Origin of the sequence: Virgibacillus sp. MSJ-26 (assembly GCF_018918075.1) — a bacterium.
Taxonomy (GTDB): Bacteria; Bacillota; Bacilli; order Bacillales; family Amphibacillaceae; genus MSJ-26.
The window spans coordinates 42,496-62,154 of record NZ_JAHLPW010000006.1 but is presented as its reverse complement, the minus strand read 5'-3'; the positions used below and the strand labels follow the sequence as shown (position 1 = coordinate 62,154).

Annotated in this window: 27 protein-coding genes and 1 other RNA gene; 8 read left to right on the top strand and 20 right to left on the bottom strand. The window is 34.7% G+C overall.

Annotated features, from left to right (window positions below; translation table 11 throughout):
- Positions 1-172 precede the first annotated feature (172 nt).
- On the top strand, positions 173-442 hold the full coding sequence (locus tag KQI49_RS07360) for an acylphosphatase (RefSeq protein ID WP_216487726.1): 270 nt from the start codon (positions 173-175) through the stop codon (positions 440-442).
- A gap of 268 nt (positions 443-710) precedes the next feature.
- Here the strand turns inward: KQI49_RS07360 and KQI49_RS07355 are convergent, their stop codons facing one another.
- The 9 genes from KQI49_RS07355 to KQI49_RS07315 all read right to left on the bottom strand — a co-directional run bounded on the left by KQI49_RS07355 (position 711) and on the right by KQI49_RS07315 (position 6,168).
- On the bottom strand, positions 711-917 hold the full coding sequence (locus KQI49_RS07355; protein WP_216487725.1) for a DUF6501 family protein: 207 nt from the start codon (positions 915-917) through the stop codon (positions 711-713).
- Between the two features lie 36 nt (positions 918-953).
- Positions 954-1,910 carry a peptide-methionine (R)-S-oxide reductase MsrB gene (gene msrB, locus KQI49_RS07350; RefSeq protein WP_216487724.1) on the bottom strand — a complete coding sequence of 319 codons (957 nt, stop codon included), beginning with the start codon at positions 1,908-1,910 and terminating at the stop codon, positions 954-956.
- Positions 1,911-1,994: 84 nt separating this feature from the next.
- Positions 1,995-2,468, bottom strand: a complete 474-nt coding sequence (locus tag KQI49_RS07345; RefSeq protein WP_216487723.1) for a YqfQ family protein — start codon at positions 2,466-2,468, stop codon at positions 1,995-1,997.
- Positions 2,469-2,689: 221 nt separating this feature from the next.
- Positions 2,690-2,920 (bottom strand): YozE family protein, encoded by a 231-nt coding sequence (locus KQI49_RS07340; RefSeq protein WP_216487722.1) that lies wholly within the window; start codon positions 2,918-2,920, stop codon positions 2,690-2,692.
- Between the two features lie 33 nt (positions 2,921-2,953).
- Positions 2,954-3,697 (bottom strand): twin-arginine translocase subunit TatC, encoded by a 744-nt coding sequence (tatC, locus tag KQI49_RS07335; RefSeq protein WP_216487721.1) that lies wholly within the window; start codon positions 3,695-3,697, stop codon positions 2,954-2,956.
- Positions 3,698-3,820: 123 nt separating this feature from the next.
- Positions 3,821-3,994 carry a twin-arginine translocase TatA/TatE family subunit gene (locus KQI49_RS07330; RefSeq protein ID WP_216487720.1) on the bottom strand — a complete coding sequence of 58 codons (174 nt, stop codon included), beginning with the start codon at positions 3,992-3,994 and terminating at the stop codon, positions 3,821-3,823.
- Between the two features lie 107 nt (positions 3,995-4,101).
- Entirely contained in the window at positions 4,102-4,680 is a 579-nt protein-coding gene (mobA, locus tag KQI49_RS07325) for a molybdenum cofactor guanylyltransferase (RefSeq protein WP_216487719.1), read from the bottom strand.
- 12 nt (positions 4,681-4,692) lie between these two features.
- Positions 4,693-5,184, bottom strand: coding sequence for a dihydrofolate reductase (locus tag KQI49_RS07320; protein ID WP_216487718.1), 492 nt, complete (start codon positions 5,182-5,184; stop codon positions 4,693-4,695).
- A 27-nt stretch (positions 5,185-5,211) separates the two neighbouring features.
- Positions 5,212-6,168, bottom strand: a complete 957-nt coding sequence (locus KQI49_RS07315) for a thymidylate synthase (RefSeq protein ID WP_216487717.1) — start codon at positions 6,166-6,168, stop codon at positions 5,212-5,214.
- A gap of 212 nt (positions 6,169-6,380) precedes the next feature.
- On the opposite strand from KQI49_RS07315, the gene KQI49_RS07310 reads away from it, so the two are divergent.
- Together KQI49_RS07310 and KQI49_RS07305 are read left to right on the top strand one after the other, a co-directional pair.
- Positions 6,381-7,442 carry a C40 family peptidase gene (locus tag KQI49_RS07310; RefSeq protein WP_216487716.1) on the top strand — a complete coding sequence of 354 codons (1,062 nt, stop codon included), beginning with the start codon at positions 6,381-6,383 and terminating at the stop codon, positions 7,440-7,442.
- Between the two features lie 84 nt (positions 7,443-7,526).
- Positions 7,527-7,889: a DUF2512 family protein gene (locus tag KQI49_RS07305; protein ID WP_216487715.1), complete on the top strand. Its 363-nt coding sequence runs from the start codon at positions 7,527-7,529 to the stop codon at positions 7,887-7,889.
- A 147-nt stretch (positions 7,890-8,036) separates the two neighbouring features.
- Here KQI49_RS07305 and KQI49_RS07300 read toward each other — a convergent pair whose 3' ends face one another.
- The gene (locus KQI49_RS07300) at positions 8,037-8,636 is read right to left on the bottom strand and encodes an HD domain-containing protein (RefSeq protein WP_371817533.1); all 600 of its coding nucleotides are present in this window, start codon (positions 8,634-8,636) and stop codon (positions 8,037-8,039) included.
- Positions 8,637-10,307, bottom strand: coding sequence for a formate--tetrahydrofolate ligase (locus KQI49_RS07295; protein ID WP_216487714.1), 1,671 nt, complete (start codon positions 10,305-10,307; stop codon positions 8,637-8,639).
- 348 nt (positions 10,308-10,655) lie between these two features.
- Here KQI49_RS07295 and KQI49_RS07290 point away from each other — a divergent pair, with 348 nt between their 5' ends.
- Positions 10,656-10,856: a cold-shock protein gene (locus KQI49_RS07290; protein WP_216487713.1), complete on the top strand. Its 201-nt coding sequence runs from the start codon at positions 10,656-10,658 to the stop codon at positions 10,854-10,856.
- Positions 10,857-10,926: 70 nt separating this feature from the next.
- Here the strand turns inward: KQI49_RS07290 and KQI49_RS07285 are convergent, their stop codons facing one another.
- Genes KQI49_RS07285 through KQI49_RS07280 form a run of 3 tightly spaced genes read right to left on the bottom strand, consistent with a single transcriptional unit; the run spans position 10,927 to position 12,529 of the window.
- A complete protein-coding gene (locus KQI49_RS07285) occupies positions 10,927-11,442 on the bottom strand; it encodes an isoprenylcysteine carboxyl methyltransferase family protein (RefSeq protein WP_216487712.1) in 516 nt (171 codons plus the stop codon).
- A 2-nt stretch (positions 11,443-11,444) separates the two neighbouring features.
- Positions 11,445-11,825 (bottom strand): 3-oxoacyl-[acyl-carrier-protein] synthase III C-terminal domain-containing protein, encoded by a 381-nt coding sequence (locus KQI49_RS18555; RefSeq protein ID WP_253286718.1) that lies wholly within the window; start codon positions 11,823-11,825, stop codon positions 11,445-11,447.
- Positions 11,795-12,529, bottom strand: coding sequence for a type III polyketide synthase (locus KQI49_RS07280; protein ID WP_253286717.1), 735 nt, complete (start codon positions 12,527-12,529; stop codon positions 11,795-11,797). The genes KQI49_RS18555 and KQI49_RS07280 overlap by 31 nt, the downstream gene beginning before the upstream one ends.
- Before the next feature lie 262 nt (positions 12,530-12,791).
- Between KQI49_RS07280 and KQI49_RS07275 the strand changes: the two genes are divergently transcribed.
- From KQI49_RS07275 to KQI49_RS07260, 4 genes are all read left to right on the top strand, one after another.
- Positions 12,792-12,947 carry a cytochrome c oxidase subunit 2A gene (locus KQI49_RS07275; RefSeq protein WP_253286716.1) on the top strand — a complete coding sequence of 52 codons (156 nt, stop codon included), beginning with the start codon at positions 12,792-12,794 and terminating at the stop codon, positions 12,945-12,947.
- A 21-nt stretch (positions 12,948-12,968) separates the two neighbouring features.
- Positions 12,969-13,454 carry a cytochrome c oxidase subunit II gene (locus KQI49_RS07270; protein ID WP_216487711.1) on the top strand — a complete coding sequence of 162 codons (486 nt, stop codon included), beginning with the start codon at positions 12,969-12,971 and terminating at the stop codon, positions 13,452-13,454.
- On the top strand, positions 13,451-15,103 hold the full coding sequence (locus KQI49_RS07265; RefSeq protein ID WP_216487710.1) for a b(o/a)3-type cytochrome-c oxidase subunit 1: 1,653 nt from the start codon (positions 13,451-13,453) through the stop codon (positions 15,101-15,103). Before KQI49_RS07270 ends, KQI49_RS07265 begins: the two co-directional genes overlap by 4 nt.
- Before the next feature lie 90 nt (positions 15,104-15,193).
- On the top strand, positions 15,194-15,781 hold the full coding sequence (locus KQI49_RS07260; protein WP_216487709.1) for an SCO family protein: 588 nt from the start codon (positions 15,194-15,196) through the stop codon (positions 15,779-15,781).
- A gap of 177 nt (positions 15,782-15,958) precedes the next feature.
- Here the strand turns inward: KQI49_RS07260 and KQI49_RS07255 are convergent, their stop codons facing one another.
- The 6 genes from KQI49_RS07255 to KQI49_RS07230 all read right to left on the bottom strand — a co-directional run bounded on the left by KQI49_RS07255 (position 15,959) and on the right by KQI49_RS07230 (position 19,293).
- Positions 15,959-17,095: a THUMP domain-containing class I SAM-dependent RNA methyltransferase gene (locus tag KQI49_RS07255; RefSeq protein WP_216487708.1), complete on the bottom strand. Its 1,137-nt coding sequence runs from the start codon at positions 17,093-17,095 to the stop codon at positions 15,959-15,961.
- Positions 17,096-17,213: 118 nt separating this feature from the next.
- Positions 17,214-17,593: RNase P RNA component class B (rnpB, locus tag KQI49_RS07250), an RNA gene on the bottom strand.
- Positions 17,594-17,661: 68 nt separating this feature from the next.
- The gene (gpsB, locus tag KQI49_RS07245; protein ID WP_216487707.1) at positions 17,662-17,964 is read right to left on the bottom strand and encodes a cell division regulator GpsB; all 303 of its coding nucleotides are present in this window, start codon (positions 17,962-17,964) and stop codon (positions 17,662-17,664) included.
- Positions 17,965-18,119: 155 nt separating this feature from the next.
- Positions 18,120-18,515, bottom strand: coding sequence for a cytidine deaminase (gene cdd, locus KQI49_RS07240; protein WP_216487706.1), 396 nt, complete (start codon positions 18,513-18,515; stop codon positions 18,120-18,122).
- 72 nt (positions 18,516-18,587) lie between these two features.
- Positions 18,588-18,950, bottom strand: a complete 363-nt coding sequence (locus KQI49_RS07235) for a DUF1798 family protein (RefSeq protein ID WP_216487705.1) — start codon at positions 18,948-18,950, stop codon at positions 18,588-18,590.
- A 79-nt stretch (positions 18,951-19,029) separates the two neighbouring features.
- The gene (locus tag KQI49_RS07230; RefSeq protein WP_216487704.1) at positions 19,030-19,293 is read right to left on the bottom strand and encodes a hypothetical protein; all 264 of its coding nucleotides are present in this window, start codon (positions 19,291-19,293) and stop codon (positions 19,030-19,032) included.
- Between the last annotated feature and the right edge of the window lie 366 nt (positions 19,294-19,659).

Genomic DNA, 19,659 nt, shown 5'->3' with positions numbered 1-19,659 from the left:
AATGATTATTTCAATGAGTGTGATAATTGTCACACTTTTAGTTTAAGACAGAATAAAACATTAGTATGCAGTTTACCCTTACTTTTAGTTTTTTATAATTCTTGTTAAACTTTAAGTTAGTAGTTTTTCAGTAGTGGTAAAGAATAGTATCTATATTAAGGAGTGTATATCAATGCATTTTCATTTAATTATTAGCGGTCATGTACAAGGTGTAGGATTTCGATATTCTGCCCAACAAAAAGCGAATGAATATAATCTTTACGGGTGGGTCATGAATCTGGAAGATGGAACAGTAGAAATGGAAGTTGAAGGACCTGAAAACCAAGTGAATCAATATGTAACAGAAATTAAAAATGGGTTTCACCGCTTTATTCGAGTTGATGATATTAATATAGAAAAAACAGAGGGAGAAAAAGGTTATAAGCAATTTACAATTAAATAAAATGACCTGTCACCACTAGAGAACAAAAGCGCGTGGCGCCCGCTTAGCAACGCACGGACTGCGCCTCGCCAAGCGAGGTAGGGTCAATGTTGATGCTCAGGAGCATCGGTTTTAATTGAGACTATTCATTACGTAGGAGATAAAGGAAACATGCCCCTGCAAAAGGGGTATGCCGACGTTGGTCGCAAAGACCGACTTTAGTCGGCCTTCCTTATTATTTTGAGCCGATGTTGACTTTTATAAACTAAAAATAACAGGCTTTAGCCTGTTATTTTAACTCTTTAAAGTATTCCTTTTTAAAACCACCGATTCGATCGCTATTGTCGATGATAAAATAAAATTCTTCAGTTTCATTTTTAACATCGTATTTTTTTCCAGGAGTTAACTTATTATGAACAATGAATTTTTTAGCATCGGCATGTACACATTCGATTTGTTTAATTACCGGTGATTTTTCCCAATTCCAATGAATCATGTATAGAACACCCCCTCTTTTTTTGACAGATTACACCTATTTAAAAAGATATAAGTAATCGCTATAGCCTTCTTCTTTCATGTCACTTTTTGGTATGAATCGCATCGCAGCTGAATTCATGCAATAGCGTAATCCACCATGTTCTTTTGGCCCATCGTTAAACACATGTCCTAAATGCGAATCCGCCTCTTTACTTCTAACTTCCGTTCTAATCATACCGTGAGTTGTATCCACTTTTTCTTTTAGTTCATAATTATCTACAGGCTTGGTAAAGCTTGGCCATCCACAACCCGCATCAAATTTTTCTTTTGACGAGAACAATACCTTACCAGAAATAATATCTACATAAATCCCCTCTTCTTCATTGTCCCAATATTTATTTTGAAAAGGAGGTTCTGTTCCATTATTTTGTGTGACCTCATATTGTAATGGAGTTAATTTGTCTTTTATATTTTCTTTTTTATCATTATTCCAATGAGTATCTATAAATTCTTCTCTTCCAGATCCCTTTTTGTATAATCGGTAATGGAAAGAATGTTTTTTATAGTAATCCTGATGTTCCTTTTCAGCTGGATAAAATGCTTTAGCTGGCAAGATTTTAGTAACAATAGGATCAGAGAATTTGCCACTTGTTTCAAGATTTTGTTTTGAATCTTCGGCTACTTGTTTCTGATTATTATTATGATAGAAGATTGCAGTCTTATATGATTCACCTCGGTCGTTAAATTGACCCTCGGGATCAGTTGGATTTATTTGCTGCCAAAATGTTTCAACGAGTTTTTTATATGGCATAATATGAGGGTCATATGTGATTTGCACAGCTTCCATATGACCTGTTGTATTTGATGTAACTTCATGATAACTAGGATTTTTAACATTACCTCCGGTGTAACCTGAAACAACCGAAATAATTCCTGGTCTTTCATCGAACGGTTCAACCATACACCAAAAACAGCCACCTGCAAATGTTGCTACTTCGTATGATTTACTCAAACGAATCCCTCCTTAATTGATGTTAAGTTCTATTTTCCTTTATTTACTGTAAAAATCAACCAGAATGTTTTATAATTTATTCATTTATATAAAGAGTTTTGGTTTTGATTGACCAAGTGTACTGGTTTTAGATTGTTCTTGTTTATTGCTTTCATTCTTTAAGTTATCTATTTCTATATCTGGGGAAATAGCGTCTGATGAGACTTCTTGATTTAGCTCACCGGATTCTAATGAATCCCCAGTCCCAAAATTATCAGCATCATTAAGTGCTTTCATCATTTTAAGCATGGCAGGAAGATTTTTTACAAGAGGGCCGTATTGCCTTATGAGAGGGGCTGTTGTTTCAACTACTCTAAGTACTTGCTGAACATTATTTAATGTTTTAGACATCCCCCCTATTCCCTTGCTTGCTATATCAGTAAGTGCTGGCTTCGCTTGTTTAAATTGCTCTATAATATTACCTGTTCCCTGTGTTGATGCAGGTAAGTTATTACTCATAGGTCTTAGAGGCCGATGCCCTGGTGGTATTTGATTTGATGGACGTGGTCGGAATACCATATATATGCCTCCTATCACGATAATATATTCTAAAGTTATAGTATGCCCTATTTATATTAGTGTGTAGGCAATAATATATAAAAGAAGGGAGAATGGTCGGTTAATATTTCCCGGGCAAGCGCAAGAACTAACAAAATTCCACAACACAATAGTCATTAAATGACGAATAACCAAGAAAAAACTCCCTATTTATCTGCAAAGGGAGTAACATACGTTCAAATTTATAGATCAGGATTGATTTTTAAATTGTAAGCTTCAAAAAGATCGTCAAACACAGTTAGCGCATTTGAAAAGGGACTATTCATTTCCAAATAATCACTAATCTCATGATAAGATGTAGCTTGTTTTGGAAAACCATGGTCATTAAAAATCCAATCGGCTAATTTACTCTTGTCATCAGGTATTGTTTTACCTCGATAGGCCATGACAAAATGATAAAATGAAATTTTCAACGTTCTCCCCCTCAATTAAGCTTATTCTTTTTATCATAACTCCTGTTGTTTTCGAAGTTTTTTTCTGTAGATGATTGTTGATAAATAGATACTGACTTCATATAGCAACATTAATGGGACGGCTACGACAATCTGTAACACGACATCCGGTGGTGTAACCAAGGCACCCACAATAAGTAAAATAAAATAAGCATACTTACGATATTTTCTTAAAAACTGAGGTGTTAGAATACCGATACTAGTAAGAAACATTGTAATGACTGGTATTTCAAATAAAACAGCAAAGGGTAATGTCAACCGGAACATAAACTTAAAGTATTTATCAACCGTAAATAACTCATTAAACATCCCATCGTTTAAAGATATTAAAAACGGTAGAATTAAATTTATAAAAATAAAATAACCGAATACAAGCCCTATAACGAACAAAAGAAAGACAGATGGAATATAAGCTAAGGATACTTTTTGTTCAGATTTTGTTAATCCTGGTTTTACAAATAACCATATTTGCAGACATAAAATTGGAAGTGTAAGGACAATGGCCATAAGTCCTGCAATGGTAAAATAGATCCAAATTGTATCTCCAGGACTTGTAATATTAAGGACAAAGTCAATATCCTTTTCAAAAAATTGGTAAATATCTTTTACAAAAATGAAACTAACTATAAAAGAAACGATAAAAAAGATGGCTGTCATGATCAGCCTTTTCCTTAATTCCGACAGATGATCAACAATGTTCATTTCAATGTCGCTATTCAGCTCTGTATTCGAAGGCATACTTCTTCACTCTCCCTATCGATGAAGCTACTTTTTTAATCAATCTAGATCAATAAACAAAATAAAAAATTTAGCATAAAAGAAGATGTAAGGTCATCCCCTACACCTTCCCTGAGAATATGATTATTTATCTTTTTCCTCTTTTGACTCATCATCCACTATACCTTTGGTAGCATTTTTAAATTCTTTTAAAGAACTTCCTGCAGCTTTTCCAATCTCCGGTAGTTTAGAAGGACCAAAAATAATTAACGCAACAACAAGAATTAGAATTAAACTAGGAATTCCAATTTGTGCCATTTATATCACCTCAGAAGTTTATTTGCAAAATCTTTTGATCTTACTCACATACTTAAATAAGGATTTTCCCTCATTATTTTAACATGATTTGATTATGAATGACAAGCTTAATAACCCCTCGCTTGTTGGTATTCCTCAGGATTATTCATATTGAAAAAGTGCTTTTTAAGCAAAGTCTCATCAATGTCATTAAATTTTTTAACAAATTTAACATTTAAGAAATCAAAAAAACTTTTCACTCTTAAATTACCCCGTTCTATTTGACTTTTTATAACATTTAAAGCATTTCTACGAAAAATACCAGAAAGAGGATGTAATTGGTCATCATATTCAGGTACGATTGCATCGTAAATCCCAAGATTATCAAGTAAATATTGGTAAACATGGTGATTAATAAACGGCATATCACATGCAGAAATTATATAATGATCTGCCTCAAAATGGTACATGGCGGTTTCAATACCAGCAAGAGGGCCTTTATTTGGATAACGATCGCTCACTAAAGGTAAATTTAAGAACTTATAATCTGCGGGTTCATTTGTAACAACGATAATTTTATCACTTACTAATTGAAGTTCCTCCGCTATTGTTTCGATAACAGTCTTATTATCTATTGTTAATAAAGCTTTATTCGTCCCCATTCGCGAAGATTTACCTCCTGATAAAATCACACCACACGTGTTCATTTTAAACCCCTCTCAAGATCTATCATATTGTAAAAAGAAATAGTCATACGGATTTTTTTCATCTTTCTCTCCCGCAACCTTAGAAGTCAATGTCCATTCTTCCTCAGAAAAATTTGGGAAATAAACATCCCCTTCAAATGTTTCATCAATAAGTGTAACATACATTCGATCAGCAATTGGTAACACTTGTTCGAATACTTTCCCGCCACCTATAACAAATAATTCGTCATTTGGATGATTATTATCAAGGTCTTTAATCCCAGAAATATCATAAATTACTTCTACACCTTCAGGAAAAGTCACATTCTTATTTCTAGTGAGAATCACATGTTTTCGATTTGGTAAAACACGACCAATTGAATTAAATGTCTTTCTTCCCATAACAATAGTATGTCCGACTGTTTTTTGTTTAAAAAATTTTAAGTCTTTCGGTAAGTGCCATGGCATATCATTATTTAAACCGATAACACGATTTTGATCCATGGCTACAAGTAAAGAAATCATTTATAATTACGCTCCTTGATATAATATTTAAACAGCTATAGGTGCTTTTATAGTTGGGTGTGGATTATAATCAATGATCTCAAAATCATTAAGTTCAAAATCAAAAATTGATTTTTTATCTGTCTTGATTTTCAACGTCGGAAAAGATCTCACATCACGTGTAAGCTGAGTATTTACTTGTTCAACATGGTTGGTGTATATATGCGTATCCCCAAATGTATGTATAAATTCTCCTACCTCAAGTCCCACTTCATGTGCAATGAGATGTGTTAGCAAAGCATAGCTTGCGATATTAAATGGAACGCCTAGAAACACGTCTGCACTTCTTTGATAAAGCTGACATGAAAGTTTGCCATCAGCAACGTAAAATTGGAATAAAGTATGACATGGAGGTAAGGCCATAGATGGAATATCTTCAGGATTCCAAGCCGACACAATATGTCTACGTGAATGAGGTGTTGTCTTGATGGATTCAATTACTTCATGTAGTTGATCAATCGTTTGATTTGTAGATGTTTTCCAGTCCCGCCATTGTTTGCCATACACAGAACCTAAATCACCGTACTTATTGGCAAATGATTGGTTATTTAAAATTTCTTGCTTAAAGTTCTCCATCTGTGTTTGATACTCTTTTTTAAATTGACTATCTTCAAGACTCTTAATGCCGAAGTCAGTCATATCTGGACCGTTATATTCATCGCTTTCCACCCATTTTTTAAATGCCCATTCATTCCATATATTATTATTATTCTCTAGTAAATAACGGATATTCGTATCCCCTTTTATAAACCACAATAGTTCACTTGCAATGAGCCGAAAAGGAACTTTTTTTGTAGTCAATAATGGAAATCCTTCATTTAAGTTATAGCGTATTTGATAGCCAAAAATAGAATAGGTTCCTGTTCCTGTTCTATCCGTTTTTTGTGATCCATTCTCTAAAATATAATTACATAAATCTAAATAAGCTTGTTCTCCGGTCCTCATTGGATCTCCTCCATTTTAGTTATATCCGTACCCCATTACTTAATGTAAGAATACCTTAATATAGTAAGTCAATCAACAATTTTAAATTATTCGTAGCGACTTAGTCAAACAAAAATTGGTTATTGTAATTTATTTGTAACTTACTTGTAACTCATATAGACGGAACTAGACCATAAAATAATTTTAGATGGTCAACAGAAAGGAGCTTTTATATGAATGGCACTGCTGCGCAAGTCCTTAAACATTCATTCCTTTATAGCTTTGCGGCTACACAACCATTTGCAGTTTATGTTGATGCTTATCCCGCTTTAGAAAATAAGTTATTAATCGAATCTGAAAAGCTTAATTACGGGGAACACAGCCAGGTTGTTCGTCTACTTCAAGAAAAACTTAGTCATTTATCCTATTATAAAGACCCAATAGATGGAGAGTTTGACGTCATAACTGAGCACGCACTGAAAAAGTTTCAAAAAGACTTTGATATAGATGTAACTGGCTTAGCTAATCCACAAACTGTCCATGCTGTCGTTAATGCGGAAAAGAAAAAGTTACTATCCAAAGTAGAAAATTTAACAGAATCAATAAATATACAGATGCAAAGTGAAGAAGTTGAGACCGTGCAAGAAGTAATGCAATACTTCGGTTATTATGAAGGAGAAATTGATGGGATTTATGGTCCACTAACTGAAAATGCTTTAAAAATTGCAGAAGAAAACCATAATATAGAACTATTAAACAACTTAGCAAATGTGTCTTTAAAGGAATTATACGCATCTGAAGAAAAAGATAATGAGCAAAACGAAGTGACTGTAAATGATTCACAGTCTGAGAATGCCGGTGAGAACGAAGATACAACAAAAAATGAAAATGAGGATGATGAGCAAGAAACAGTAAAAAGTGTTCAAATCGAAGGAGCGAATGATGTTGGAATTATTGAAACCGCTCAATCTTTAGTAGGCACACCTTATGTATGGGGTGGAGATTCTCCAGGTGGCTTCGACTGCAGTGGTTTTATTCATTATGTTTATCAAACAAGAAATATAACTATCCCCAGAACTGTTAGTGATGTTTGGAATTTTGGCGAACATGTTGACAATCCTTCAGTAGGTGATTTAGTGTTTTTTGAAACATATAAAGCTGGTCCCTCTCATATGGGTATTTATCTTGGTGATAACAAGTTTATTCATGCAGGTGAATCTCGTGGAGTAGAGGTAAGCGAAATGTCCAATTCTTACTGGAGAGATAAATATATAGGGGCAAAACGTATTAATTAAAATATGTTAAATTTTTGTTTATCTATTTAATAATTTTCGCTTTATAACAAATACTAATCCTATTACACTCAAGGTGGGATAAAAATGGGATTAGTAGTGAAACTTATTATTACTCCAATTGGCATTATCTTTGCTTCATGGATTTTACCCAATGTGAATTTTGCTAATTGGTATCAGCCAATCATATTAGGTATCGTAGCAGCGCTTATTGGCTACTTTTTGGAAGTCGCCATGTTAAGAGAAGACACGAATTGGATGATGGCAATTATAGATTTTGTACTGTCTTCTGCTATCATATATTTTGGAGCTATGTTTTTCGCTGATTCATTTGTCACATTTTGGGGTTCCCTGTTAACAGGTGCCATTTTGGCTGTAACTGAAATTTTTCAACATAATTGGTTACTAAATAGCGGTCGGGCAGAAAAAGAAGGATCAGTAAGTAGTTAGAAAGAGAATTTATAATTTTATTTAAAGAGATTGGAAAAATAAAATAACCTTTATAAATTATAGTTCAAAAGCCGAACGTTTGGATTGAATATTATCCACCGTTCGGCTTTAATTTTCACTCGGATAGTTATATTCCGATTTCTTTTTTTATCCTTCCCACTCTTCATAAAAGTGATCTAAAAATTCCATCATGATGGTGTGTCTTTTCATCGCTAGACTTTTTCCTGTACTCGTATTCATTTTGTCTTTTAATAATAATAATTTATCATAAAAGTGTTGAATGGATGTGTTGGGATGCTTGTCTGGGTGGTGGATCAATTGATTACGAGCTCCTCCAAAAGCAAATGTTCTAGCAATCCCGATAGCACCAAGGGCATCAAGACGATCAGCATCTTGAACAATTTCCCCTTCCAATGTGGTAGGTGTTTTAGCTCCTTTACTGAAAGAAACATCCTTCATGGCAACTTGGATTTGATGGATTTCATGATCACTAATTTGAATGTCCTTTAAAAAAGTATTCATTTCTTTTACTGCCTCATCAGGAGTGTCAAATAGCTTTTTATCCCCAATATCATGAAGCCAGCCTGCCGCTTCACAGATGAATGTATCTCCGTGTTCTTCACTAGAGATAAACTTGGCCATTTTAGCTACTCTTCTCATGTGATAGTAATCATGCCCGGTACTATCATCATGAAATAACCTATACACATAGTCGTGGATTTTTGCTAACTGTTGTTTTTTCTTCACTTAAAAGAGTCCTGTCACTTTTCCATCGTTAGTGACATTCATATTAAGAGCCGCTGGTTTCTTTGGTAATCCTGGCATGGTCATAACATCTCCTGTTAAAACAACAATAAACCCTGCACCAACCGATGGATGTAATTCTCGAATATTAATCGTAAAATTCTCTGGTCTTCCTGTAAGTGCTGGATTGTCTGATAAGGAATATTGCGTTTTAGCCATACAGATTGGCAACTTGCCCCACCCTTGCTGTTCATAAAACATCATTTGTTTTTTAGCTTGTGGTGATATTTCAATATCATCTGCCCCGTATACTTTTTGGGCAATTTTTCTAATTTTAGTTTCTAGTGTTTCGTTCAAGTCGTACACTCTCTTAAAGTTTCGTTCTTCTACTTCAATTTTTTCAATCACTTTTTCAGCAAGGGATATACCGCCTTCTCCTCCCTTAGCCCAAACATCAGTTAGAGCAACTTGAACGTTTCTTGACTCGCACCATTCTTCTATAAATTCAGTTTCCGCTTTTGTATCTGTAGGAAATTTATTAATTGAAACGACGAATGGTAGACCAAATTGCTCAATCGTTTCAATATGCTTTTCTAGATTTTCCATACCAGCTTTTAATGCCTCGACATTTTCTTCAGTTAAGTTATCCTTATCTACTCCACCATGTAGTTTCAAGGCACGGACAGTTGCCACAATGACGACAGCATTCGTTTCAATATCTCCTGCACGCGTTTTTATATCTAGAAACTTTTCAGCACCTAAATCCGCACCAAAACCAGCTTCAGTGACAACATAATCACCTAACTTTGAAGCGGTTTTAGTTGCCATAATACTATTACATCCGTGTGCGATATTGGCAAATGGACCACCATGAATAATGGCAGGTGTATTTTCGATAGTTTGTACTAAGTTTGGTTTCATAGCATCTTTAAGTAATAAAGCCAGGGCACCTTCAACAGCCAAATCCTTAACCGTAATCGGCTCTTCATCATAAGTATAAGCAACTACCATTCTTGCTAATCTTTCTTTAAGATCGTCTAAGCTCGTCGCCAAACATAACACCGCCATGATTTCTGATGCTACTGTTATGTTGAAGCCATCTTCTCGTGGGACGCCTCTTAATGGCCCACCTAAACCAACAACTATTTGACGTAAAGCTCTGTCATTCATATCCATTACTCGTTTCCATTCGACTCTTCTAGGATCAATGTTTAGATTATTTCCGCGCTGGATATGGTTATCGATTAAAGCAGAGAGCGCATTATTTGCTGTGGTGATCGCATGGATGTCTCCCGTAAAGTGCAGGTTTATATCTTCCATTGGTAGAACTTGTGAGTTGCCTCCCCCTGCTGCCCCGCCTTTTAATCCCATTACAGGACCTAGTGATGGTTCACGTAAAGCAATGACCGCTTTTTTCCCTATACGATTCAATGCTTGGCCTAACCCCACAGTGACAGTTGATTTTCCTTCTCCTGCCGTGGTTGGATTAATAGAAGTCACTAAGATAACTTTTCCATCTTCTTTCGAATCCAATTTTTTTAGTAAATCAGTAGATAGTTTAGCTTTTGTATTACCATATGGCTCCCAATCTTCAGATGATAATCCAAGTTGATTAGCGATATCTTTTATTGGTTTTAGCGTTGCTTGTTGAGCAATTTCAATATCTGTTTTCATATGTAAGGTACACTCCTTTATATTTTGACTAGGTATTCTATCATTATTTTAACATTATACAGATAATTATTCATTTTATAAGCGCTTACAATATTAAATATACAGCAAAACTTAAAGTTAAATATATATTGAGAAAGTTCTACTTTTTAATGTTAAAATCTTGACTGAGTTTATGAAATGGGCTATATTAAAGGCAAGCAATGAAGATTTGAGACTAAAAAGAAGTATGCGCTCATAAAGCACCAATCTGATGATTCATTTTAATGATTATCAGTTTATCTTTTTTATTTTCATATCTGATTTGTATTAACACGTTTGACGTGAAAGTTTTTAGGAGGCTTATTTAACATGGAAAACGGAGTAGTAAAATGGTTTAACGCAGAAAAAGGTTATGGTTTCATTCAAGTTGAAGAGGGAAATGATGTTTTCGTACATTATTCCGCTATTCAAGAAGAAGGATTTAAAACGCTTGAAGAAGGTCAAGAAGTAACTTTCGAGATTGTTGAAGGTGAACGTGGCCCGCAAGCTGCTAATGTAGAAAAGAAATAAATAAAAAAATACAAAGCGGTAATCATTTATGATTACCGCTTTTTTTGGTGTCATTGTAAGTTTTAGAGTTTTAATTTAGGGATACACTTTCTAAAGCCTTATTTTCTTTAGGAATCCGTACACGCAATAAAATATAGTGTAAGACAGGAAAGACGATCGCTGTTATATATGAACCGAACATCAAGGGGATAATTAATAGCTCCATCCCTACTATAATATAATTAGGGTGTTTGACATACTTATAGGGACCATTCCTTATTAAAGTAACGTTTGGAAGGATAATAATTTTTGTATTCCAAAAACGACCTAATGATGCAATACACCAAACTCGTCCTAATTGAGTGACAATGAATAAAAAAAGCAATAAATAATTTAAACTCCTATTAACTTGATTGTATATAGTCGATTCAAAAAACAAACTAACAAAGAAAAAAACATGTAGGATAATAAACCATTTATAATGGCCTTCCCCAAGCTCTATTCCACCTCGTTCTTTCATCCATTTCTCATTATTTTTAGCAATAACTAATTCTCCTAAACGCTGACTAATAATAATAAGAAGCATCATCCACATCCATATTGCCATACTTATATCCACTCCAGTAAAAGAAGTTCCGAACTAAATCCTGGTCCTAAAGCTGACAAAATACTATAAGATTGATCAGGAATTGAATCTTTCATCCATTCATTTAAAACATATAAAATGGTAACAGACGACATGTTTCCGTGGTTTTTTAATACTTCATAGGAATGACTGAGTTTATTCACCGATGTATTTAGAGCTTCTTTCATAGCCTCTAGCACCTTTTTTCCGCCCGGATGAGCAATAAATGAATGGATATCTGGTTCCGTCAGACCATGATAGTTTAAAAATTCTTGGACATGTTTTTTCCACATTGAGTTTACAAGAGAAGGTATACTTTTTGAGAATATTACTTCTAAACCTGTATTAGATACTTTCCATCCCATAACATCCATACTATTTTTTTAGTATAGGAATGTACTTGTTTTATTTTAGGTTGAGTCCCTTTACTCTTAGAAAGGTGTGATGAGTCTTCACCCATAACTAATAAGGCTGCGGCACCATCTCCAAATAGAGCTGTACCTATTAAGTTGCTTTTTTTAACGTCTTCTTTTTGAAAGGTTAAACTGCATAATTCGCAACAAACAAGTAGAGCTGTTTTAGTCGGATTAGCTGAAATCCAGTCATAGACTCTTGACAATCCAATCGCTCCCCCGGCACATCCCAGCCCCCATAGTGGCATACGGGCAATATCCTCTCTAAAAGGCCTTTTGTTGATTATTTGCACATCTAATGAAGGCGTTGCAATCCCTGTACTAGATACATATACAAGTAAATCAATTGCCTTATAGGGTATAGAGGATTCAAGATGATTGTCATTATCTAGGCAATGGTCGATCGCTTTTAATGATTGTTCTTCAGCATACTTCATATATAAATTATTTTTCTCTTCAAATGGATGCTCTTCTAAAAACCAATCTTTTTCTACAACCAACTGTCTTTTTTGAATATTTGCGTTATCAAAAACGGGAATTAGTCGATCCATTTTCCTTTTAGAATATGGAAACAGATTTCTTACCAAATCTTTTACTTCTTCTTGTTTAATTTCGTAGGATGGGATACCCACTCCTACAGAACTTATATTCGCCATTTCTTTCCACCTCGTTAAGCTAGTTTTTGCTTTATTTCAATTTTTATCCATTAAAACGTCATGAAAAAGACAAATACTTTTTAAACCAAAAGGTTATATAAAACGTGGTATAAGCGCGTGTAAGCGTTATTGAATAAATTGTGAAATGTCCATAAAAACACCAAATACTATAGCAGTATTGTGTATGATAAAAATAGAACTTATTTCAAATGAAATATCAATATTTATTACCATGATCAAACTCAGAAAGGAGTGAACAACATTGGCTAATCCTCAAACTCAGCATCACATCGAAAAGAAAGAAGTTCATAAAGAAAAAGGCAATGATTATAAAGGTACATTTATGTCAGTAATGTTGTTAGGTGGATTTTTAATTTTATCTTGGGTTGGTGTTTGGATCTTATACTTAATTCGTTAGTAACGGGAGGGAGTTAAACAAATGAATATGCATAAATATGAAAAAGTCTGGCTTTTATTCGGAACTGGTACATTACTTATTTTCCTGATAATAGTCGGAATTAGTGCCTTTTACATGGGGAATCAACCACCAAGTTGTGCGGTTACGTTAAATCCAGACAAGGTTGATGAAACAGAACCTTTTAATGAGCCAGGTTTAAAACAAATTGGTGATGATGAATATCAACTTACCATCGTTGCGTCCGCTTTTAATTATGATGTGGGAAGTGATGATAAAGTCATCGAGATTCCTAAAGGAGCAACTGTTCACTTTAATGTAACAACTAAAGATGTAATTCATGGTTTCGAGTTGGCTGGAACTAATGTCAACATGATGCTAGAACCAGGTTATATTAGCACTTATACAAATACCTTTAAAAATGCCGGAACATATACATTACTATGTAATGAATACTGTGGAGCTGGTCACCATTTGATGGCAGCAACAATTGAGGTGGTTGAATCATGATAAAAAAATCGATTAGAAGTATTAATACACAAGATGCCAAATTGGCAATGGCTCATATGTATGTAGCATTTATAGCTCTTTTCATCGGTGCTTCAGCAGGTTTGATACAGACGTTAGAAAGGTCTGGTAAATTGAAGTTACCAGCAGGTATTGGATATTATCAAATTTTAACAGTCCATGGTGTTATTTTAGGTCTAGTTTTAACGACATTTTTTATACTAGGATTTATGCTTGCTTCCCAAAGTAAAACAGCTGGTAAGTACACATCGGGAGAAAGAAAATTTGCTTGGATAGGTTTTTGGATGATGACTATTGGGGTTGTTATTACAGCTACATTTATTCTATTAAATGAAGCTTCTGTCTTATATACATTCTATGCTCCAATGATGGCCCATCCAGGATTCTATATTGGCTTGACCTTGGTTATCGTAGGGAGCTGGTTTGAAGGTTTCGTTATTTTCAAACGTCATGCCAGATGGAGAAAAGAAAATCCAGGTGAACGTACACCGCTACTCAGCTATATGTCTGTCATCACCATGCTCATGTGGCAAATTGCAACACTTGGTGTAGCTGCAACGGTATTAATTCAGTTTATACCTTGGTCTTTAGGACTTACTGATTCTATTGATGTACTAGTAAGTCGTACACTATTCTGGTATTTTGGTCACCCTCTTGTTTATTTCTGGTTATTACCTGCTTATATGGCTTGGTACGCTATTATCCCAAAAATTATCGGTGGAAAAATATTCTCTGATTCACTAGCTCGTCTATCATTTATTTTATTACTATTATTCTCTATTCCAGTCGGATTTCACCACCAGCTTACTGAACCTGGAATCGATCCATTTTGGAAATATATTCAAGTTGTCCTAACATTTTTAGTCGTTATTCCATCACTGATGACCGCTTTCTCACTGTTCGCAACATTTGAAGCTAGAGGCCGTGAATTAGGCGGTAAAGGATTATTTGGATGGATAAAAAAGATGCCATGGAAAGATGCGCGTTTCTTAGCCCCATTTATTGGAATGTTATGGTTTATTCCTGGGGGAGCTGGTGGAATAATTAACGCTTCCAACCAAATGAACCAAGTTATTCATAATACAATTTGGGTTACTGGACACTTTCACTTAACTGCAGCTACATCTGTTATGTTGACATTCTTTGGTTTAGCTTATTGGTTAATCCCTTCTTTAACTGGAAGAACATTAACCGCCCGTATGAATAAATGGGGAATCATTCAAACAATAGTTTGGTCATTAGGTATGGCTATTATGTCAGGCGCTATGCATTGGCAAGGCTTATTAGGTGGACCACGACGTTCCGCATACTCAGAGTATTTAGGTAATGCTGATACAGCAGCTTTTGGTCCTTACCAACTTGCTCAAGCTGTTGGTGGATCCATTCTATTTATTGGTATGATCATTATGTTAGTCATCTTTGTTAACTTAGCATTCTTTGCACCTAAAGGTGAACAAGAATTCCCTGTTGCAGTTGAAGGTGAAACATCTGGTACAACACCTGCCGTATTAGAGAATTGGAAACTATGGATTGGTGTGACATGTGCTTTAATTCTATTTGCGTATACTATACCGTTTATCGATATTATTCAAAATGCGCCTCCAGGATCACCTGGATTCAAACTCTGGTAATATAGGGGGAAGCTTCTCCCCTCCCCTCTATACTAATGTAAAGAAGGATGTCTCTCGCTTATTTGGGTTATTAATAGAGGAGGAAAAAACTTGAAGAAATTATATATTTCATTTGCAATATTATTTGTTGTTGGTGTAGGAATAGGAGTTTACTATTTACAGGTCATTAGACCAGGAAGTGCTGAATTACCTGACGATGTCGTAATGGAAACAATCTTTGATGAAGATTACGCGTTTAGTGATATGCCCAAAAAAGCTAGATTGATCGAATTCATGTATACTAATTGTCCTGATGTCTGTCCTACTACAACGTTAGAAATGTCAAAACTTAGACATGAACTGGAGGAAGAAGGTGTCTTCGGAGATGATATTGAATTTATAACGATTACTATTAATCCACGAGATGACACACAAGAAGTCCTAAAAGACTATGCCAGTCGCTTTGAAGTAGATTCTCCTGATGACGGATGGATTTTCCTAAGAAGTTCTGAAAAAGACACCCAAGAAGTTGCTGATGCATTAGGATTTTTGTATAGAGACCCTGGAACCGGAGATATTATTCATTCTACTTTTACTTACTTCTTAGATGAGAATAATAATTTATTAGAGAAGTTTGCAATGGGCAACGGATTCGATAAGGATAAAGTATATAAAAGAATTATGAGTACAATTCATTAAAATTCTTAATTGTTAACAAAAACAATGAAGAACCTTAAAGTGGACCCCATGTCAAGGACATTTTGAAAAAAACTACTATCTTTTATCACTTTTACCTCCTATGCTTGTTCCAAAGGAGGAGCGGTGGCAAAGGAAAGCACACGCTCAAAACTTAGAGCGTGTGCTTTTGTTCTTCGATTATTTATTTTCTTTTCGGCCAAAATACTGATAATAGTCCGTTTCTATGAAACCATTGAATAGTTTTCTTTTTTTAGTTGCTTTTTGTCCGTAATATTTTTCGAAGTTTTTTGCAGCAGTCAAAATATAAACACTCCATGACGAATGTTCGCGAAGCCCTAGACCTAGTTCTTGATATGTTTTGTTAACGGCTTCTCTATCTCCTATACGTTGTCCATATGGTGGATTACTAACAAGGTAACCATTCTTTTGTTTAACAGACAAGTCACTCACTTGCATCTGTTTCCAATAGATTAGGTCGCTTAACCCTGCTTCTAAAGCGTTGTCCTTCGAAATTTTGATCATATTATGATCAACATCAGAACCTGTAATGTTTAATCCTTGGTCATAGTTTGCCATATCTTCGGCTTCTTCAAAAGCTTGATCCCATAACTTATGATTTATAAAAGGCCACTCTTCAGAAGCAAACTCTCGGTTAAAACCTGGTGCTATATTCTGCCCGATTAATGCAGCTTCTATGGGAATTGTTCCCGAGCCACAAAAAGGGTCGACAAAAGGTTCATCTGGTTGCCAATTCGTAAGCATGATTAAAGCTGCAGCTAAAGTTTCTTTAAGAGGTGCCTCTCCTTGTCCAATACGATAACCACGTTTGTGCAACCCAGCTCCCGAAGTATCAATTGTCCATGTTGCTATATCTTTGTGCAGAGCTATTTCAATTTTATATAACTGTCCTGTCTCAGGCATCTTTGATGCAATCCCATGCTTTAACTTTAATTTTTCGGCCGTAGCCTTTTTTACGATAGCTTGACAATCAGAAACACTGTAAAGTTTAGATTTAACTGATTTACCAGACACAGGGAATTTGCCTGTTTCATCTATAAATGCCTCCCATGGAAGAGCTTTGGTAGCCTCAAACAATTCGTCAAAAGTCGTCACTTTTTGTTCCCCTACAAAAATTTTGACCCTGTCAGCACTTCTAAGCCATAAATTAGCGCGGGGAATAGCTATTAAGGGGGCTTTGAACAACACGCGTCCATTTTCCGTTTTTGGGTCGTATCCGAGTTGTTTGACTTCATTTGCAACAATGGATTCAAGTCCCATCGCAGCTGTAGCAATTAATGTTACTTCTCGTTTCATAATGATTGTCCTTTCAGCTTTAAACTCTATGTCTAGTATTACCTAATTTTGTGTAAAAAAATAACCTTCCCATGTACATTAACTACTGGAAGGTGTGTGTCTTTATGACCATTGAATACTCGATAAGCCATGTTCTGTCCTTTTGTACTACTAGCGATGGTCAGTCTGGTACTAAAGGTGTAATCATCTATCTGCAAGCGATAACTTGCCCCTTTTTCGGTTGAATTCCCTAATCAAGGATGCCCCTACCTTTGTTTGGGTTGCTCACTCGTGGGGTTTACCTCGTTCCACCCAATATGTTTCCAGATTGGCTCCGTCACTGTGGCACTTTCAAGGATCTCTTCCATATCAGTTAAGACTTAGGAATTACCCTGCCGTTTACCATCATATCGGTAACCTTGACTTATGAATTGATCAAGCACGAACACTACAAACATCTCAGTTTGTGTGAGCATGGACTTTCCTCTACAGTATTTCATGTAGCGATTACGTGAGTATTCAATTTATCAACATTCGTTATTATAACATATCCGAAAGAAAATTACACGTTATTTTTTTAAACAACATTAGTAATCTGAATTAACATGCTTTCGTCCGAATACTTCTTTCTCCAAATTAGAAAGCCGTTTTAATACATCGTAGTTTACTTGATGGTTCGTATTGTTTGAACGCATTTTAGTTCGGTCTGCGTTCTCTTTTAGGTTTTCGATTTCTTTTTGTAACGTGTCAATTTTTTCTTGAAATGCATTATAATCCATTATAACTTTATCAAGAAATTCATCGACTTCTTCTTGATTGTAACCTCTCATCGCTGTTTTAAAATCTTTTTCAAGTATTTGTTTGCCGCTTAATTGAATTTGATCACTCATTATTAACACCTCTTATTTTTTAAATATGAAATAAGTATTTTTTTACCTCAATAATATCAGTGTATTACTTATATTACCCTTTATGTGTAAATTCTAGTTTATATTATAACATTAAAATAGAGACCTGAGAAATCAGGTCTCTATCAAAATAGTTTTTATTTCAAGTCTTCTGGTTCAAATGAAAACGGCAGCAACTCCTGCATTGTTACGATTTTCGTTTTTCCATTTAAATTTGTTAAAGTTATAGGCATGTCTTTTTGAAAAAACTCACTCATAACTTGCCGACAGGAACCACATGGTGGAACGGGGCGATCAGTGTCTGCTGCTACAGCCATTTCATCAAAATCAGTAAAACCTTCTGATATAGCTTTAAATATAGCTACTCTTTCCGCACAACAAGATACTGGATAAGCAGCATTTTCGATATTACAACCTGTAAAAATTCGACCTGATTTTGTTCTTAAAGCGGCGCCTACGGGAAATTTGGAGTAAGGCACATATGCTGCATCTTTAATCGCTTTTGCTTCTTCAATCAATTGTTTATTAGGCATCTCGACTTCCCCTTTTTATCATCTGTAAGAGTAATTATAAGATAAGTATTACAAAATGTAAATCGATTTCAATCACTTATTTAACACGGATAATTCGCTAATAATTTGGTCGAATATATACAGAACAGATTGACTAAGTTCCATATATCTTTTGCGCCTGGCATCGATATAATAACTGTGCATCAGCACAAGTTCCATATTTTCTCTTGTTCTTGTTACTTGTTGTGGATGAACGTTAATCTCCCTCTCCTTTACTTTTTCTAACGCCATTTCTTCCCATTCTTCCAGTAAGCTATAAACAGGTGTCGTTTCTCTTTTTACTAATTCAAAAAAATCTTTATCCCTTCTGTTCTTAGGTGGCTCAAGATGATTATATCTTTCTTTCAATTTATTTAAATGCTGTTTTAATTGTTGAGTTAATATTTTTAATTCCATAATAAGTGACCTTCTTTCTTAATTCAATAGAGTTGATGTACGGTTAAGTTTATCACCTAAAATGAAAATTAGCACTGAATCAAACTAAAGCAGACTCTTCTTTAATATATGAGTGATTCGATTGGATAACATGCCGATCATAATATAGTTGATTCTTAATACGTTTTAATGGCTGCATAGTAAAAGTTACCGCATTATCGAGTTGCTGAAAACGAGACAAAATCTCTAAATCGATATTTACGGATAACTTTTGTTCAACCTTTCTAAACTGTTGATTTAATTGTTCAAACTCTTCTACAAACTTTTCTTTGGTAACACCGTAACACATATTATTTTTTACCATTATCATCGTCTCTCCCCATCCATAAATTATTTCGCTATTATCCTTATTCTCTACGTTTATAGAATCTCCTTCTCAATCGACAAAACTAGAAGTTAACAGGCAAAGTTTGTCAAGAACTTATGTTATTTTTAGAAAGGTATATACTACTTAAAAGGATAGATAAAATGAAGAAAAAGAATTAAAAAATATACAAAAGATTGAGAGAGTAAATATAAATCTACCATATATCGTTTCAGACAGTGTGCTCTTTTACGCTCCCCTAGTATGTTTAAATATAAGTCTGTCATATTCCAACTTGCATTTTGAGACACAACGCTTGCCAGTAAAGCCCGTCTTATCTCAAGAATTTTATATAAAACTCCTGAG